Origin of the sequence: Rhodococcus rhodnii NBRC 100604 (assembly GCF_001894925.1) — a bacterium.
Classification (GTDB): domain Bacteria; phylum Actinomycetota; class Actinomycetes; order Mycobacteriales; family Mycobacteriaceae; genus Rhodococcus_F; species Rhodococcus_F rhodnii.
This window is the reverse complement of the sequence record NZ_BCXD01000001.1, coordinates 340,606-356,411: the sequence shown is the minus strand read 5'-3', so window position 1 is coordinate 356,411 and position 15,806 is coordinate 340,606. Positions and strand designations below refer to the sequence as shown.

Below are 15,806 nucleotides of genomic sequence, written 5' to 3'. Positions count from 1 at the left end.
GCCGTTATCGTGGTTCTCGTCCGACCGACGGAGGAAACCGTGAACCGCGAACCGGACGGTGCGAACGGCACCGACGAAGGCGACGCAACGCGTGAGGCTCCCGCAGATCGCGCGGCGCGGGTCGTGAGCACCGCCGCCCACGACATCGGTGGTTTCATCCGTTCCCAGCGAGAATCCGCACAGGTCTCCTTGCGTCAACTCGCGCAACTGGCGGGCGTGAGCAATCCGTATCTCAGCCAGATCGAGCGCGGATTGCGCAAGCCCTCGGCCGAGGTGCTCGGGCAGATCGCGAAAGGTCTTCGCGTCTCGTCCGAGGTCCTGTACATCCAGGCGGGCTATCTCGAACAGCGTGAGCTCAGCCCGGTGCGCGACGCCGTCCTCGCGGACGGTGACCTCACCGATCGTCAGAAGCAGGCGCTGCTCGAGATCTACGACTCCTTCCGGCGTGAGAACGACACTGCGGACGAGTCGAACAGCGAGAGCAGTACCACCGGTACCACCAGTACCACCGGCATCGTGTCCGACGACGCTCCCGATGCCGCCGAACCGAAGCCCGGCGCCGGATCCGACGCCGACCGGGTGCTCAGCTCCGAAAGGACGAAGGAGAACCGATGACCGAGTACAACGTGAAGACCCCGATCTACGCCGCTGTGGGTGCCGGCGACGCGGTCCTGGCTGCCGTGGCCGATGTCGTGGCGCAGGTGCGTACGCGCGCCGAGGAAGCTCAGGGCGACGTCGAGGGCCGTGTCGACGAGGCGCGTGCGCGGTTCACCGACATCCAGAGCGAAGTGACCGAGAACGTCGAGAGCCTGCGCGAACGCCTCGCGGCGCTCCCGTCGGAGCTGCCCGAGGAGCTCGCCGAGCTGCGTGAGCGGTTCAGCGCCGAGGAGCTGCGCAAGGCTGCCGAGGCGTACCTCAAGGTCGCGTCGGACATCTACGCCTCGCTCGCCGAGCGTGGCGAGGGTGCAGTCGAGCGCCTGCGCAAGCAGCCCGCGGTCGAGGACGGCATCGAGCGCGCGGAGTCGGCCTTCGGCGACGCCGTCGAGCTGACCGAGGAGGCGCTGGGCAGCGTCGCGCGGCAGACTCGTGCGATCGGTGAGCAGGCCGCGAAGTTCGCGGGCCGTGCCGCCGGGCGCATCTCGGACACCGCCGAGGGCGTCGGCGACACGATCTCGGACGCCGGCGACGAGGCGGCCCTGAAGGTGCTCGATCTCGGTGATCAGGCCGAGGAGGCGTCGAAGGAGGTCGCGTCGAACGCGACCACCGCGAAGTCGCGTGTCGCGAAGAAGGCGCCGGCCGCGAGCACGGCGCGCACCACGCCCGCGAAGAAGGCGCCCGCGAAGAAGGCGCCCGCGAAGAAGGCTCCGACCAAGAAGGCCTGACGTCCCGGGCGACACGGCCGCACCACCTTCACCGACCGCCCCGTCGACGTCGACGGGGCGGTCGGCGTCTTCATCCGTAGAATGGCGCCCGTGATTCACGTCGACGGCTTGATCTCCATCATCCTGCTGGCCATCCGCCTCGTGGCACTCGCGGGCGCGGTGTTCGCGCTCGTCCATGTGATCCGTCAGCGCAAGGATGCGTTCACTGCCGTCGACAAGCTCACCAAGCCGGTGTGGGTCGGCATTCTCGCCGCGGCCACCGTCTTTCTCCTCGTCTGGCCGTCGGTCATCGGCCTGTTCGGCATCGTCGCGATCGTCGCGGTCTGCGTCTATCTCGTCGACGTCCGGCCGCGTGTCGACGAGGTTCAGCGCGGTCCTCGCTGGTGAGTGTGTGTAACGCGGCTTTTCTGTAACTGCAATTAGCGGACAGCTGGTGACAACGCGACGTCCGCCGACTAAAGTGATTCTCGACACTCCGAAACGGTCCACCTCGACGTGGTGGTCGACCTGTGGAAGGGAACCGAGATGGCTATCGTGCATCGCGCAGAACGCCCGCGGTACCGGGATCTCCGGCCGCAATCACGACTGACCCGCGCAGGAAACCGGCAGGAGACGGCGGAGCGGCTGCTCGCATCGTCCGCGCGCAAGTCCTACGACCCGCTCGTCGAGGTCGACTGGGACGCGGATATTCCCTGGGACATGCACGGCATGACCCCCGAGTGGTCGAGCCTGTACGGCACCGAGCTGTGGGACCGCATGACCGACGAGCAGCGCAAGACCCTCACGCGGCACGAGGCCGCGTCGGTCGCCGGCACGGGGATCTGGTTCGAGATGATCCTCATGCAGATGCTGCTCCGGGACATCTACACGCATGATCCCGCGACGCCGCACGTCCAGTTCGCACTCGCCGAGATCGCCGACGAGTGCCGTCACTCCACGATGTTCGCGCGTTCCGCGCAGCGCTTCGGCATCCCCTCGTACCGCCCCAAGAAGTGGATCCTCCACGCCGCACGCATGTTCAAGGCGACGGCCACGGGGTCGCTCGCCTACGGCGGCACGCTGTTCGCCGAGGAGATCCTCGACATGATGCAGCGCGACTTCATGATGGACGAGCGGGTCCAGCCGATCACGCGCACCGTCAGCAAGATCCACGTGCTCGAGGAAGCGCGGCACATCAAGTTCGCCCGCGAGGAGTGCGTGCGGCGGCTCGAGAACGCGTCGTGGTTCGATCGCGCCCGCGTCCGGCTCGTCCTCGGTGTCACCGCGTACTTCGTCGTGACGAGTCTCGTCAACGACCAGGTGTACGCGGCGGCAGGCCTCGACGTCGAGGAGGCGAAGAAGGCAGCGGCCGGAAACCGCCACTATCACGACAAGATTCGTGAGGGTTGCGCGAAGACCGTCGAGTTCCTCGACGAAGTCGGCCTCATCGGCGGTCCCTCGACCGTCCTGCTGCGCCGCGCGCACATCATCTGACCGCGCACATCGTCCGGAGTGGCCGCCGACGTCGTGGACGCGACGTCGGCGGCCGACGGTCGGCAGTGCTGGTGGTTCGTTCGGCAGTGCCGATGATTCAAGGGAGAGCAAGGAACGTGACGGAACGTCGTGCCCTGGCCGGGGCGCTCGGAATCGGTGCAGGAATCGGAGCGCTCGCGCTCGGCGGGGCGATGATCGCCCGCGGCCGGAAAGGCGAGGAGATCCTGCGGGCGGCCGACGTCGGCACCGCCCGGCTGTTCGACGCCCCCGACGCGGAGCCGGACGTCCTCGAGATCGACACCCCCGACGGCGCCCGGCTGCACGTGCGAGCCTGGGGCCCGCGCGACGCCGAACCGCTCGTCCTCTCGCACGGCTGGACCTGCTCGATCGAGTACTGGTACCCGCAGATCAACGCGTTCGCGGAGAACTACCGCGTCATCGCGTACGACCAGCGCGGCCACGGCCGCAGCACGCTCGGCGCCTCGGTCCTGAGCCCGCAGCTGCTCGCCGACGACCTCGCCGCTGTTCTCGCCGAGACCGTCGATCCGTCGTCCAAGGCCGTCCTGGTCGGGCACAGCATGGGCGGAATGTCGATCATCTCGTTCGCCGAGCGCCATCCCGATCTGGTCGACCGTTACGTCCACGCCGTCCTGCTCGCCAGCACGGCCACCGACAGTCTCGTCGCCGACTCGGCCCTGATCCCGCTGCCGCCGCGGTTCCCCCGGATTCCGCAGCCCGTCGGGCGCGCGATCATCGGTTCCACGATCCCGTTCGGGTCCGCCCCGTTCGCCGCGCGTGCCGTGAAGTACGTCGCGCTCTCGCCGACCGCGACCCGCGAGCAGGTCGAGTTCTGCCGCTCCATCGTGACGGCGTGCCACCCGCGGGCCCGTGGCGGCTGGGGCACCGCACTGAGCGCACTCGACGTCCGTGAAGGGCTGCACAATCTCAGCGTGCCGACGAGCGTCGTCGTGGGGACTCGTGATCGGCTCACGCCGCAGACGCACGCGCGCCGGCTCGCGGCCACGCTCGACGAGGCCCGTCATCTCGACGATCTCATCGTGCTCGACGGCGTCGGGCACATGTCGACCGTCGAAGCGCCCGACGCCGTGAACGAGGAGATCCTCCGGCTGCGCAAGCGCTGATCGCCCCGGCCCTGCCGCCGCGGCCGTCCCGTTCGACGGCTCTGTGCTCCCAGTCGACACGACCGGCGCTCCGCGAGGGAGCCGTCAGTCGAAGACGACTGTCTTGCGGCCGTGCACCAGGACGCGGTCCTCGAGATGCCAGCGCAGACCGCGTGCGAGAACGAGTTTCTCGATGTCGCGGCCCCGCCGCACCATGTCGGGAACCTCGTCGGTGTGATCGACCCGGATCACGTCCTGCTCGATGATCGGGCCGGCGTCGAGTTCGGCGGTCACGTAGTGGCAGGTGGCGCCGATCAGCTTCACGCCGCGTGAGAACGCCTGGTGGTAGGGGCGTGCACCGACGAACGACGGCAGGAAGCTGTGATGGATGTTGATCGCGCGACCCGCCCAGTGCTCGCACAGTTCGGCCGGCAGCACCTGCATGAACCGCGCGAGGACGACGGCGTGCGGGTCGTGGACGTCGACGAGGCGGCGCACCTCCTCGAACGCGGGTCCCCGCTCGGCCGGATCCTTCGGGAACGGCACGTAGTGGAAGGGGACGTCGTGGCGCGTCGTCACCGTCTCGAGGTCGGGGTGATTGCCGACGACGGCACAGATGTCCATCGGGAGGTCGCCGGACGCCGCGCGGCCGAGCAGATCGTGCAGGCAGTGGCCCTCGCGGCTCACGAGCAGCACGACTCGCTTGCGGTCCGTCGAATCTTCGAGCCGCCACTCCGTGCCCGGCCCGAGTTCGGCGGCGACCGGCTCGAATCGCCGTCGCAACTCGTCCAGCCCGATCGGCAGCGACGCCGCGCTCACCGCCTGGCGTGTGAAGAACCATCCGCCCGCCGTGTCCGCGTGATAGGCGGCCTCGACGATCGAGGCGCCGGCGTCGGCGAGGAACGTCGAGATGGCCGCGACGATGCCGGTGCGGTCGGGCGTGCCGAGCGAGAGCACGAAGCGGCGGTCGTCGAGCGTGGGCGAACTCATGTTTCCAGTGTGTCAGGCGCCCGCAGGTGGACGGGCCGAGGCCCCGGCGTCCGGTGTGACATGCTCGGCTCATGACGAGCCGGCCCAGCGGTCTCGCCGCAGTCGATCCGGACGGGCTCACGCGCGCCCGGGTCGCGGCGATGATCGATCACACGTTGCTCAAACCCGAGGCGACCCGCGACGACGTCGCCGCGCTCGTCGACGAGGCGCACGACCTCGGTGTCCTCGCGGTGTGCCTCTCGCCGTCCATGCTTCCGGTCCGTGCGGGCGCGCTGGTGCGTGCCGCGGTCGTCGGCTTCCCGTCGGGCAAGCATCATTCGCTCGTCAAGGGGGCGGAGGCCCGGCTCGCCGTCGAGCAGGGTGCGCAGGAGATCGACATGGTGATCGACATCGGCTCCGCCGTCGCGGGCGATGTCGACGCCGTCCGCGCCGACATCCTCACGGTGCGCGAGGGCATCGGCGACGGCATCGGCCTGAAGGTGATCCTCGAGACCGCGGTGCTGGACGACGCGACGATCGTGGCGTGCTGCCGGGCGGCCGAGGAGGCCGGCGCGCACTACGTGAAGACGTCGACGGGCTTCCACCCGGCGGGCGGTGCGAGCACCCACGCGGTCGCGCTGATGCGGGAGACGGTCGGTGATCGCCTCGGCGTCAAGGCGTCGGGCGGCATCCGCACCGCCGACGCGGCACGCGAGATGATCGCGGCGGGTGCGTCGCGGCTCGGGTTGTCGTCCAGCCGTGCGGTGCTCGACGGTTTCCCCGCCTGACCGGAGCTGTCACGATCGAGACCGGGATGTCACAGCCCGAGGCTGCACCCACCCGACGACGATCCGTCGCCCTGGCTCGGCGGAAGGGCGTACTCGCTGCCGTCGAGAACGACGTGGAGCGCGTCGTCGGTGACGTCGATCGAGGTCGGCTCGAGACCGAGCGGATACGACTGCAGTGACGCCGTGATCGTCTCGACGACTCCCGACACGAGATCGGTCGGCAGGCCGAGTCCGAGGACCTGAGCGCCGACGGTCTCGACGTTCACGTTGCCGCCGTCGGCGGTGGGACGCACGGTGAGGTCGACGAGTCCGCCGACGAGTTCGAACGCGAGCGTGCCCGCCTCCGGGTCGGTGTTCACCCCGCTCACGAGACCGTCGAACGACTGCTGCTGGATCGTCTGCAGAATGCCGTCGGTGCCCCACTCGACCTCGGCGTGCGTGCTGCCGATGGTTCCCGGTGCCTCGGGGTCGTCGGTGAGCGTGACGTCCTCGGCGGTGCCGCTGACGTTCATGCCGACCGCCGGCCCGAACCGGCCGTCCTCGCTCTGGAGGCTCACGGACGGGATGCGGCGGTCGATCGACTGGAGCAGGACGGGCTTCCAGCTCAGATCGATGTCGACGGGGGAGCCGAGTTCGCTCGTCAACTGGTCGGCGAGGCAGGCTTCGACGCGCTTGCGCACGTAGATCTCGCCCGCGACGAGGGCGAGGACGAGCGCTGCCACGACGACGAGGACGATCACGAGGGCGCGGCGGGACCGCTTCGGCGGCCGGGGTGCGGTCGTGGTCACGGCACGATTGTGCAGCACGACTCTGTGCGCACTCTGTGAGGCCGGTTCGCTCCGCGTGGCGCGGAACTCGCCGTGACGCAGGCACTGTCGATGACAAAGATGTGATCCACGACACGTTCGCGGCTACGATTGCGACATGACGGACTCACACGACGAATCGCGCGGCGATGCGGACACCCGTGCCGCGCTCGTGCGCGTGGCCGCGGACCAGGCCGGGTTCTTCACGACGGCGCAGGCGCTCGACGCCGGATACGCGTCGACGGATCTGGGGGATCGGATCCTCGACGGGACGTGGCGGCGCATCGACCGCGACCTCTACCGGCTCGCGGGACATCCGACGTCGGATCTCGACGAGTACGCCAAGTGGTGTGCGTGGTTCGGCGGCGGCGCCGTCGTGTCCCACCAGAGTGCCGCCGAGCTCTACGGGCTCGGACATCTGTATCCGCGCTTCATCCATCTCTCGACGGTCCTCACCCCACCGTCACCGACGACGGCGCTCGCGCTGCACCGCCGCGCACTGGCGCCGGAGGAGTGTCAGCGGCTGGGCGGGATCCGGTTGACGACGCCGGTGCGCACCGTCCTCGATCTCGCCGGTGGTGGCATCTCGCAGGAGCTTCTCGACGAGGTCGTCGGCGACGGCGTCGCGATCGCGCGTTTCCGGCCGGACGAGTTGCAGGCCGCCGTCGCGACCGGCGCGGCGGACGTCGCACGGCGCATCGAGCACGCTCTCGCCGCGTGTACGTGACGGCGCCGCTCAGTTCGGCGCGACCGCCGCCCACGGAACGGTGAGGACGCAGTCCCGCAGCCGCCGTCGTGGGGGCGCGACGGGGACGCCCCGCTCGCGCAGCTGCTCGAGCGCGACCGACCAGCGGACGCGAGGCCCGAACACGCCGTGGGGCGCAGCCCACGACCACGCGTCGTCGGCGGCACGCAGCAGCGCATGCACCAGTTCGCCCGGAACGTTGCGATGGATGAGGGCCTTCGGCAGCCGCTCGGCGACGTCCGACGGGCGTTCGACCGCCATCGGATCCCACGCGAGGGTGAGGGTGAGCGGTCCGTGCGCGTCGAGCAGGATCCACGCACAGCGCCGGCCGAGTTCGTCGCACGTCCCCTCGACGATGAGCCCCTCCGGAGCGAGTGCCGACTGCATCGTGGACCACGCGGCCGGCACCTCGGATTCCGGGTACTGACGCAGCACGTTGAACGCGCGCACGAGGACGGGCCGCAGGCCGGCGAGCTCGAACCCGCCGCGCGCGAAACTCACGCCGTCCCGAGCCGGGACGACGCGGTCGGGATCGATCTCCAGGCCCACGACGCGCCGGTCGGCGCGCACTGCCGACAACCGGTGTGCGAGTTCGAACGTCGTGTGCGGACGCGCCCCGTACCCCAGATCGACGACGAGCGGATCGGGCGCGTCGCCCAGGACGCGCTGCACGCGGGGGTGATGGACGAGCCAGCGGTCACTGCGTCGTAACCGGTTGACGCCCGTCGTTCCGCGCGTGATCACACCGAGCGGTGCGCTCGGAGTGCTGCTGCGTGTGTGCCGATTCGGGGGTGGGGGCGCTAGTGCGCCGCGAGCCATGCCTGCGTCATGTCCGCTTCGGCGCGGAACAGATCGACGAGGTTGACGAGCATGAGCTGTTCGAGCTTGCCGCCGATGAACGGGATGTAGACCTTGGCCTCGGACGACGTGCGCAGCGTGCAGCCGGCGTCCGTCGCGAACAGGTGCATGCTGCCGGTGAGGCTGCCCGGTCCGGCGGGGATCGACGCCTCGTACGTGCCGGTGGCCTCGCCGTCGAACGTCGTGTACCGCTCCTTGCGGGTGATGACCATGTCCTTCTTCATCACGGCCTGCGCGACGTCGGGCAATTCCGAGCGCGGGAGGATGTGATGGAGAACGAGGTCGATGCCGTCGTCGGTGACCTCGAAGTGCTCGACGTGGTTCTGCGAGTAGTTCCGCATCTCCTCGACGCGCGCCTCCCAGAAATCCCGGGTGGAGAGCGCCTTGTACACGTCCTCGGGGGCGTGCGTGTAGCGGGCGGAATAGTCGATACGTCGAGCCATGACGACCGAGGTTACCGGGTCGTGGCGGCGGCGGCGGTCACCGGGCCGGTGTGGACCGGTACGAGAAGGGGCGCTCCGCTCAGCGCGCGAGCCACTCCGCAGTGAACTCCGACTCGATGCGGAACAGTTCGGCGAGCTGTTCGGCGATCGCGGCTTCGATCTTGCCGCCGAGGAAGGGGATCGAGACCTCGACCTCACCGTCGGTGGTGACGGTCGTCTCGCCGTCGGACCCGGCGAGCGTGTGGGTGCCGCCGACGCGGGCGGGCGCGCCCTCGACGCCTGCGGTGAACGTGCCCTTCGCGGTGTCGCCGCTCAGCGGCTCCCACGTCTCGGTCCGTGCGATGACGAGGTCGCCCGCACGGATCTTGGTGACGAGCGACGGCAACTGATCCTCGGGGATCGCCTGCGTGAACTCGACGGTGATGCGGTCGCCGGTCGTCTCGACGGACCCCAGCTGCGCGTGCGGTCCACCGACCTCCGCGATCCGGTCCTTCCAGTACTGCTCGTCGACGAAGGCGGCGTGGACCCGTGTCACGGCGGACTTCAGCGACGACGAGTGTTCGATGCGGCGGCTCACAGGCGCTGAGGCTACCGTCTTGTGTCGTGGCCGAAGAACCCGTCCCCACCGAACCCGCGATCCGGAATGCAGGGCCCACCGCGCAGCTGCGGCAGCGGCTGGAATCGGCGGGCGCTCTCGTCCGTGACGACGTCGCGCTGGCCGACCTCACGACGTTGCGTGTCGGCGGCCCCGCCGAGCTGTGTGCGACGTGTACGTCGACGAGTGTTCTCGTCGACACGCTGCGGATTCTCGATTCGGCGCGAGTGCCGACGCTCGTCGTGGCGGGTGGGTCGAATCTGCTCGTCGGCGACGCGGGGTTCGCGGGTGTCGTCGTGCGAGTCGCAACCGATCGCGTCGAGTTCCAGCCGGGGTTCGTGCGCGCCGAGGCGGGGGCGGTGTGGGACGACGTCGTCGCGGCCGCCGTCGGCGAAGGGCTCGGCGGGCTCGAGTGCCTCTCCGGTATCCCGGGTTCCGCGGGTGCCACGCCCGTCCAGAACGTCGGCGCGTACGGCGTCGAGGTGGCGAGCATGCTGCGCCGGGTCCGGCTGCTCGATCGGCGTTCGGGCGAGGTGCGGTGGGTGCCGCCCGAGCAGTTGGGGCTCGGGTACCGCACGAGCGTCCTCAAGCATTCCGACGCCGCGCTGGTGCTCGACGTCGAACTCGAGACGCGCGGCGACGGACTGAGCGCGCCGGTCCGGTACCGCGAACTCACGCGGACGCTGGGCGCGACCGAAGGCGAACGGCTGCCGACGGCGCAGGTCCGTGACGCCGTCCTGGGGCTCCGGCGCGGCAAGGGGATGGTGCTCGATCCGGCCGATCACGACACGTGGAGCGCGGGTTCGTTCTTCACCAATCCGGTGCTGACGGACGGCGAGCTGGCGATCGTCCTCGAACGGATCGCGTCGGCGCTGGGTGCGGTGGACGTGCCGCAGTTCCCCGCCGAGCGCGGCACCAAGCTGTCGGCGGGGTGGCTCATCGAACGTGCCGGCTTCACGCGCGGCTATCCCGGGGAGGACGCCCCGGCCCGGCTGTCGACGAAACACACGCTCGCGCTCACGAACCGTGGCACCGCCCGGGCACGGGACGTCCTCGATCTCGCGCGCGTCGTCCGCGACGGCGTGCAGGCCGCGTTCGGGGTGCTGCTCGAACCCGAACCCGTCATGGTCGCGAGCGCACCGGCACGCTGATTCGGGGCACGCGATTCGGGGGTGCTGCGGCGCTCTGCGAGTAGCCTGAACTGGTGCTTGACCAGGTGATTCGCCCAATTCGGGCCAATCGGGCGCGTGCGGCGCTCGTTCTCGTCGTCGCGATGGCGACGGCGCTCGTCGGATGCTCGACGGACACGCAGGGCGAGGGCGCCGCCGGTCCACCGGAGCCCGCCGTGACCGTCACCGCCGATCCCGGGGCCGGGGCGACGGGCGTCTCACCGACCGCGCCCGTCTCGATCACCGCGGCGGACGGCACCTTCACCGACGTGGGGCTCACGAACCCCGACGGCGTCGCGGTCGCCGGGACCCTCTCGCCGGACCGAACGCAGTTCACCGTCACCGAGCCACTCGGCTACGGCTCGACGTACACGTGGCACGGCTCGGCATCGGGGCCGGACGGCCTCGAGGTCCCCGTCACGGGCGACTTCGCGACGCTCGCGCCCGACCGGATCGTGTCCGCGCACACCAACATCGGCGACGGCCAGGAGGTCGGCATCGCGGCGCCGATCATGCTGCAGTTCGACGACGCCGTCGAGGACAGAGCGGCCGTCGAACGCGCCCTCACGGTGACGACGAACCCGCCGACCCCGGGCGGCTGGGCGTGGCTCGCGGACGACGGCGGATCTCGCGTGCACTGGCGGCCGCAGAACTACTGGGCGCCCGGCACGACGGTGCACGTCGACGCGAATCTCTACGGCGTCGATCTCGGCGGCGGCGCCTACGGGGCGGAGGACGTCACGATCGACTTCACGATCGGCCGCAGCCAGATCGTGATCGCGAACGCCCCCAGTCATCGCATGCAGGTCGTGCGCGACGGGCAGACGATCATGGACGTTCCGGTGAGCTACGGCGAGGGCAACGAGGCGCGCAACGTCACGCGCAGCGGCATCCACATGGTCACCGAGAAGCACGAGGACTTCCTCATGTCGAACCCGCCGTACTACGAGAACGTGCGCGAGCGGTGGGCGGTGCGGATCTCCAACAACGGCGAGTTCATCCACGCGAATCCGGCGACGATCGGGGTGCAGGGCGCGTCCAACGTGACCAACGGCTGCATCAACCTGTCGTTGGGCGACGCCGAGACCTACTTCGGGACGGCGATGTACGGCGATCCCGTGGAGGTCACGGGGACGTCGATCGCGCTCTCGCCGGCCGACGGGGACGTCTACGACTGGACGATCGACTGGCCCACGTGGCAGTCGCTCTCCGCGTTGTAGGCGCGTCAGCGCCTGTCGAACCGCCCGGCGCTCGCCTGATCGCGCGGCTTGACGACGATCTGGTCGAGGTTCACGTGCGACGGGCGCGACGCGACGAAGCCGATGATCTCCGCGATGTCGAGGGCGACGAGCGGCGTGATCCCCTCGTACACGGCTGCGGCGCGCGCTTCGTCGCCGTCGAACCGGACGAGCGAGAACTCGGTCTCGACGGCGCCGGGCGCGATCTCGGTGAACCGCACGGGCTTGCCCAGCAACTCGCCGCGCAGCGTCCGGTGCAGGACTGCCTGGGCGTGCTTCGCCGACGTGTACCCCGAGCCGTTGTCGTAGGTCTCGAACGCCGCGATCGACGTGATCGTGACGACGAGCCCGTTGCCCGAGTCGATCAGCTTCGGCAGCAGCGCCTTCGTGACCCGCAGGGTGCCGAGGACGTTCGTCTCCCACATCCAGCGCCAGTCGTCCTCGTCGGCCTCGAGGACGGGTGCGAGTCCCTTCGCGCCGCCCGCGTTGTTGACGAGGACGTCGACGCGAGGCAGGACGGCGGCGAGCGCGGTGACGGAGTCCTCGTCCGTGACGTCGAGTTCGAGGGCGGTGCCGCCGATCTCGCTCACGAGCGTTTCGAGCCGGTCGAGCCGCCGCGCCGCGGCGACGACGTGGAAGCCCTGGTCCGCGAGGACGCGGGCGGTCGCTTCGCCGATACCCGAACTCGCTCCGGTGACGACGGCGACGGGGGTGGCGCTGGGGATGCTCATGGCGTGATCGTAGAACGTCCTCGGTGGGGTGCGGTTCAGGAAATCGGGCGTGGAACGTCGAGGACGGAGTACTCGCTCGCGTCGCCCGCCACGGAGGTGCTCGGTGCCCCGTCCACGCCGACGGGGACGTCGCCGGCCAGGGTGATCCGGTCGAGCCTGCGGTACTGGTCGTCGTAGTCGGCGACGGCGTAGTGCTGCGTCGCGCGGTTGTCCCAGATCGCGACGTCGCCCGCGCGCCACGTCCACCGGGTCGTGTACTCGAGCTTGATCGCGTGGTCCTGCAGCACCTTGAAGATCGCGTTCGACTGCTCGCTGCTCAGGCCGACGAGGCTCTTGACGAAGTGCCCGAGCAGCAGCGTCCGCTCACCCGTCTCGGGGTGCACGCGCACGACGGGGTGCTCCGTCTCGAAGTACTGCGACTCGAACTCCGCGCGGTAGGCGCTCTCCGACGATCCGACGTCGGTGGTGCGTTCGGCGCTCGTCGCGGCGTAGTCGTAGACGTTGGTGTGGCGTGCGCGCAGGTGTTCGGCGAGCACGCGCAGCGGCTCGGGGAGGCCGCGGTAGGCGGCGACGCCGGACGCCCACACCGTCGTTCCGCCGTACTCGGGGAGCGTCACGGCGCGCAGCACCGATGCCTTGGGGATGCGGTCGACGAACGTCACGTCGGTGTGCCAGCTGTTCGCCTTGCCGAGGTCGGAGTCGATCGGCAGGATCTTCGCGCCGTGCGAGCGCACCGTGGGGTGGGCCGTCGTCGGGGTGCCCAGCAGGCTCGCGAACTCGTACTGCGAGTCGGCGGTGAGGTGGTGCTGGTCGCGGAAGAAGATCACCTTGTGTTCGAGCAGCGCGCGCCGGACGAACTCGACGGTCTCGGGCGGGAGGTCGCCGCCGAGGCGGACACCGTCGATCCGTGCGCCGATGTGGGCGCCGAGTTTCGTCGCGCTCGGGGCGTCGTGCGATTCGGGCGCGGAGGTGGGGGCGAAAGCGACGGTCACGATGATCTCCCTGGTGATGCGTGTGCGCGCGGCCGATGCACTGGGCGCGCCTCCTACGGAAACACCTCGCCGGTGGGGTCGCCCAGGGTTGTGCGCAGCGTGATCGAAACCGTCGGGGCGCGTTCACCGACAGTCGTCTGCTAGTTTCGTCGTCATGTCGGCAGCGAAACCCACCGAGCTGCGCGTGACGTATGTGACGTCCGCGCTCGGCTCGCGGCTGCCCTTGGCGCGCGAACTCTGTTGTCGCCCGTTCGTTTCTCGTCGCTGATCACGCGCACTCTCGCACCACCGTCGCACCGCCCCGTCACGGGTCGCGGCAGCACGGCGTGTCCGCCGGGGGAGCGCTTCGCCTCGAACTCGATTGGACTCGACAGTGTCTGCCCCCACCCTTTCTCCGTACCGCTCACGCCCTTCCGCCACCCGCACGCGTCCCGCGGCGAGGCCACGAGAACGAGCGATCGTCGTCCCCGCCCGCCTCGAAGTGGGCGACAACCCCGCATCGGCCGTCTTCCGGGTCGCCCGCTCGCGCGGCCCGATCGGCCGTGACGTCGCCGCCGAGGCCACCGGCCTGAGCGTCGCGACCGTCGGACGGCAGGTCTCGGCGCTGCTCGACCTCGGCCTCCTGCGTGAACGCGCCGATCTGACGCCGTCGGGCACCGTGGGGCGGCCGCGCATCCCGTTCGACGTGGACCACGAGACGTTCCTCACCGTCGGCATCCACATCGGCGCCGTCGCGACGAGCGTCGTCGCGAGCGACCTGCGCGGCCGGATTCTCGGCGCGATCGAGATCGTCACCCCCGAGTCGGGCCCCGACGGCGCCGACGCGCTCCGGTCCATCGCGTCGAGCGCGAAGGCGTTCGTCGCGCGGTGGCACCGTCGCCGCCCGCTGTGGGTGGGTGTCGCGATCGGCGGCCGGGTCGATCAGGCGCACGGCGTCGTCGATCACGCACGGCTCGGCTGGACGGGCGCGCAGGTCGGCCCGATCATCGGTGCCGGCCTCGGGCTTCCCGTCTCGGTCGCCGCGCACGTCGAGGCGATGGCGGCGGCCGAGCTGCTGCTCGCTCCCGACCGCGCCGAGCACGACGCCACCGGCGAGACCGAGATGTACTTCTACGCGCGTGAGACGGCGGGTGTCTCGCTCGCGATCGACGGCCGCGTCCACACACCGGCCGGCGGCCCGGGCTCGATCGCGCACTTCCCGACGGGCTCGTCGGTGCAGTGCGCGTGCGGCGCGACCGGGTGCCTCGAGGCGACGGTGAGCGACCGCGCCATCGTGGCCGCCGCCGTCTCGCGCGGGGTCGTCGACGGATCGGGCCGCGTGACGGTCGCCGACGTCGTCGCGGCGGCGTCGAACGGTTCGGAGGCGGCGCAGGAGGTGCTCACCGCGCGGGCGCGTGCGCTCGGGCGCACCGTCGCGACGTTGCGCGAGCTGCTCAACCCGGATCGCGTGATCCTGGGCGGTCAGGCGTTCACCGAGTACCAGCCCGGTCTCGCGCACGTCGCCGCTGCGATCGGCGAGCGATCACGGTTCGGCAGCAAGGACATTCGGGTGAGCGGGTTCGGGAACCGCGTCCAGCAGCACGCGTCGGCGGTCACCTCGCTCGGTGTGCTGTTCGCCGATCCGGTCAAGGCGTTCGCCCAGATCCCCTGACCGGGCGCCGAGCGCGCGGCGACCGGTCAGAGCGGAAGCGAGGTCTCGCGGCCTTCGGTCGCGGGGCCGCCGCGACGCCGGAACCACTCGGTCCCGAAGGCCGCGAGCAGTGCGTCGTCCGGCAACGAGAGGAACGGCCCGAAGTCGCCGATCTGCGACGCGTGCACCGCCATCGCGGCCCGCTTGGCATCCATCGCGCCGCGCACGTCGACGGCGGTCGTGATCTCCGAATCGGGCAGCCCGAAGCTGTCGAGGTCGGGGATCCGGTCCGCCGGTACGTCGTCGGCGGTGGCGCCGCGCATCAGGTTCGTCAGCGCGCGCACGTGGTCGCGGTTCTGCGTCGCCTCGTACACGTGGGGCGTCCCGGCGAGCGCGGCCGCCATGACGCCGACGTGGTGCACCTGGACGTGATCGGGATGCCCGTAGCCGCCGTGCGGGTCGTAGACGGTGAGGACGTCGGCGCCCTCGTCGACGAGGATTCCCGCGAGCATCGCCGCGGCCTGCGCGCGATCGGCGTTCGCGAACGCGTCGGGATCGGAATCGCCGCCGGTGCCCGCCATCCCGGAGTCGGCGTACGGCAGCACCACGACGCGATCGGCGCCGAGCACGTCGGCGGACGCCTCGAGTTCGCGCCGCCTGCGGTACGCGAGTTCCTCGTCCTCGGCGAGCAGGCCCTCGGGAGCCTCGCCCTTCGCGCCGTCGGTCGCCGTCACCAGCACGACCCGATGACCGGCGTTCGCGGCGAGACGCATGACGCCACCGGTCGTGAAGACCTCGTCGTCGGGATGGGCGTGGAAGCACACCAGCACACTCATTTCCGTCATCCTGCCAGTTCGCTCGCGTTC

At 70.4% G+C, this 15,806-nt stretch carries 18 protein-coding genes; 10 read left to right on the top strand and 8 right to left on the bottom strand.

Translation table 11 applies throughout. The features are described from left to right. Positions 1 to 39 precede the first annotated feature (39 nt). The 5 genes from RR1_RS21560 to RR1_RS01645 all read left to right on the top strand — a co-directional run bounded on the left by RR1_RS21560 (position 40) and on the right by RR1_RS01645 (position 3,997). On the top strand, positions 40 to 615 hold the full coding sequence (locus RR1_RS21560) for a helix-turn-helix domain-containing protein (protein ID WP_081634141.1): 576 nt from the start codon (positions 40 to 42) through the stop codon (positions 613 to 615). Beyond that, positions 612 to 1,382, top strand: coding sequence for a hypothetical protein (locus tag RR1_RS01660; protein ID WP_010838015.1), 771 nt, complete (start codon positions 612 to 614; stop codon positions 1,380 to 1,382). The genes RR1_RS21560 and RR1_RS01660 overlap by 4 nt, the downstream gene beginning before the upstream one ends. 90 nt (positions 1,383 to 1,472) lie before the next feature. After that, complete coding sequence (locus tag RR1_RS01655; protein WP_010838014.1) at positions 1,473 to 1,769, top strand: DUF2516 family protein; 297 nt, start codon at positions 1,473 to 1,475, stop codon at positions 1,767 to 1,769. 138 nt (positions 1,770 to 1,907) lie between these two features. Further along, positions 1,908 to 2,855: an AurF N-oxygenase family protein gene (locus RR1_RS01650; RefSeq protein ID WP_040772968.1), complete on the top strand. Its 948-nt coding sequence runs from the start codon at positions 1,908 to 1,910 to the stop codon at positions 2,853 to 2,855. Between the two features lie 92 nt (positions 2,856 to 2,947). After that, positions 2,948 to 3,997 (top strand): alpha/beta fold hydrolase, encoded by a 1,050-nt coding sequence (locus RR1_RS01645; protein ID WP_051111143.1) that lies wholly within the window; start codon positions 2,948 to 2,950, stop codon positions 3,995 to 3,997. A gap of 84 nt (positions 3,998 to 4,081) precedes the next feature. Here RR1_RS01645 and purU read toward each other — a convergent pair whose 3' ends face one another. Further along, positions 4,082 to 4,966: a formyltetrahydrofolate deformylase gene (gene purU, locus RR1_RS01640; protein ID WP_010838011.1), complete on the bottom strand. Its 885-nt coding sequence runs from the start codon at positions 4,964 to 4,966 to the stop codon at positions 4,082 to 4,084. Positions 4,967 to 5,037: 71 nt separating this feature from the next. Between purU and deoC the strand changes: the two genes are divergently transcribed. Continuing rightward, positions 5,038 to 5,733: a deoxyribose-phosphate aldolase gene (gene deoC, locus RR1_RS01635; RefSeq protein WP_010838010.1), complete on the top strand. Its 696-nt coding sequence runs from the start codon at positions 5,038 to 5,040 to the stop codon at positions 5,731 to 5,733. A 29-nt stretch (positions 5,734 to 5,762) separates the two neighbouring features. Here the strand turns inward: deoC and RR1_RS01630 are convergent, their stop codons facing one another. Next, positions 5,763 to 6,521, bottom strand: coding sequence for an LmeA family phospholipid-binding protein (locus RR1_RS01630; RefSeq protein ID WP_040772962.1), 759 nt, complete (start codon positions 6,519 to 6,521; stop codon positions 5,763 to 5,765). Between the two features lie 136 nt (positions 6,522 to 6,657). Between RR1_RS01630 and RR1_RS01625 the strand changes: the two genes are divergently transcribed. Continuing rightward, the gene (locus RR1_RS01625) at positions 6,658 to 7,266 is read left to right on the top strand and encodes a type IV toxin-antitoxin system AbiEi family antitoxin domain-containing protein (RefSeq protein WP_010838008.1); all 609 of its coding nucleotides are present in this window, start codon (positions 6,658 to 6,660) and stop codon (positions 7,264 to 7,266) included. Positions 7,267 to 7,275: 9 nt separating this feature from the next. Here the strand turns inward: RR1_RS01625 and RR1_RS01620 are convergent, their stop codons facing one another. The 3 genes from RR1_RS01620 to RR1_RS01610 form a co-directional block, all read right to left on the bottom strand. Continuing rightward, entirely contained in the window at positions 7,276 to 8,103 is an 828-nt protein-coding gene (locus RR1_RS01620; RefSeq protein WP_051111142.1) for a hypothetical protein, read from the bottom strand. Then, the gene (locus RR1_RS01615; RefSeq protein WP_010838006.1) at positions 8,085 to 8,585 is read right to left on the bottom strand and encodes a DUF2505 domain-containing protein; all 501 of its coding nucleotides are present in this window, start codon (positions 8,583 to 8,585) and stop codon (positions 8,085 to 8,087) included. The genes RR1_RS01620 and RR1_RS01615 overlap by 19 nt, the downstream gene beginning before the upstream one ends. Positions 8,586 to 8,664: 79 nt before the next feature. Continuing rightward, positions 8,665 to 9,162, bottom strand: coding sequence for a DUF2505 domain-containing protein (locus RR1_RS01610; protein ID WP_010838005.1), 498 nt, complete (start codon positions 9,160 to 9,162; stop codon positions 8,665 to 8,667). 86 nt (positions 9,163 to 9,248) lie between these two features. Between RR1_RS01610 and RR1_RS01605 the strand changes: the two genes are divergently transcribed. Both RR1_RS01605 and RR1_RS01600 read left to right on the top strand, forming a co-directional pair. Then, positions 9,249 to 10,331, top strand: coding sequence for a UDP-N-acetylmuramate dehydrogenase (locus RR1_RS01605; protein ID WP_040772958.1), 1,083 nt, complete (start codon positions 9,249 to 9,251; stop codon positions 10,329 to 10,331). 122 nt (positions 10,332 to 10,453) lie between these two features. Continuing rightward, entirely contained in the window at positions 10,454 to 11,569 is a 1,116-nt protein-coding gene (locus RR1_RS01600) for a L,D-transpeptidase (protein WP_051111141.1), read from the top strand. 5 nt (positions 11,570 to 11,574) lie between these two features. Here the strand turns inward: RR1_RS01600 and RR1_RS01595 are convergent, their stop codons facing one another. Further along, on the bottom strand, positions 11,575 to 12,318 hold the full coding sequence (locus RR1_RS01595) for an SDR family NAD(P)-dependent oxidoreductase (RefSeq protein WP_072713594.1): 744 nt from the start codon (positions 12,316 to 12,318) through the stop codon (positions 11,575 to 11,577). 35 nt (positions 12,319 to 12,353) lie between these two features. Continuing rightward, a complete protein-coding gene (locus tag RR1_RS01590) occupies positions 12,354 to 13,310 on the bottom strand; it encodes a TauD/TfdA dioxygenase family protein (protein ID WP_010837549.1) in 957 nt (318 codons plus the stop codon). 373 nt (positions 13,311 to 13,683) lie between these two features. Here RR1_RS01590 and RR1_RS01585 point away from each other — a divergent pair, with 373 nt between their 5' ends. Beyond that, positions 13,684 to 14,961, top strand: coding sequence for an ROK family transcriptional regulator (locus RR1_RS01585; RefSeq protein WP_040772539.1), 1,278 nt, complete (start codon positions 13,684 to 13,686; stop codon positions 14,959 to 14,961). Between the two features lie 26 nt (positions 14,962 to 14,987). On the opposite strand, the gene RR1_RS01580 is transcribed toward RR1_RS01585, so the two are convergent. Beyond that, complete coding sequence (locus RR1_RS01580) at positions 14,988 to 15,776, bottom strand: PIG-L family deacetylase (RefSeq protein WP_040772538.1); 789 nt, start codon at positions 15,774 to 15,776, stop codon at positions 14,988 to 14,990. Positions 15,777 to 15,806 lie beyond the last annotated feature (30 nt).

What these genes read in the sequence shown, in the direction of transcription:
- RR1_RS01660 (WP_010838015.1), top strand. Translation starts at nt 612, where the DNA reads ATGACCGAGTACAACGTGAAGACCCCGATCTACGCCGCTGTGGGTGCC.
- RR1_RS01650 (WP_040772968.1), top strand. Translation starts at nt 1,908, where the DNA reads ATGGCTATCGTGCATCGCGCAGAACGCCCGCGGTACCGGGATCTCCGG.
- RR1_RS01645 (WP_051111143.1), top strand. Translation starts at nt 2,948, where the DNA reads ATGATTCAAGGGAGAGCAAGGAACGTGACGGAACGTCGTGCCCTGGCC.
- purU (WP_010838011.1), bottom strand. Translation starts at nt 4,966, where the DNA reads ATGAGTTCGCCCACGCTCGACGACCGCCGCTTCGTGCTCTCGCTCGGC.
- deoC (WP_010838010.1), top strand. Translation starts at nt 5,038, where the DNA reads ATGACGAGCCGGCCCAGCGGTCTCGCCGCAGTCGATCCGGACGGGCTC.
- RR1_RS01625 (WP_010838008.1), top strand. Translation starts at nt 6,658, where the DNA reads ATGACGGACTCACACGACGAATCGCGCGGCGATGCGGACACCCGTGCC.
- RR1_RS01620 (WP_051111142.1), bottom strand. Translation starts at nt 8,103, where the DNA reads ATGGCTCGCGGCGCACTAGCGCCCCCACCCCCGAATCGGCACACACGC.
- RR1_RS01615 (WP_010838006.1), bottom strand. Translation starts at nt 8,585, where the DNA reads ATGGCTCGACGTATCGACTATTCCGCCCGCTACACGCACGCCCCCGAG.
- RR1_RS01600 (WP_051111141.1), top strand. Translation starts at nt 10,454, where the DNA reads ATGGCGACGGCGCTCGTCGGATGCTCGACGGACACGCAGGGCGAGGGC.
- RR1_RS01595 (WP_072713594.1), bottom strand. Translation starts at nt 12,318, where the DNA reads ATGAGCATCCCCAGCGCCACCCCCGTCGCCGTCGTCACCGGAGCGAGT.
- RR1_RS01580 (WP_040772538.1), bottom strand. Translation starts at nt 15,776, where the DNA reads ATGAGTGTGCTGGTGTGCTTCCACGCCCATCCCGACGACGAGGTCTTC.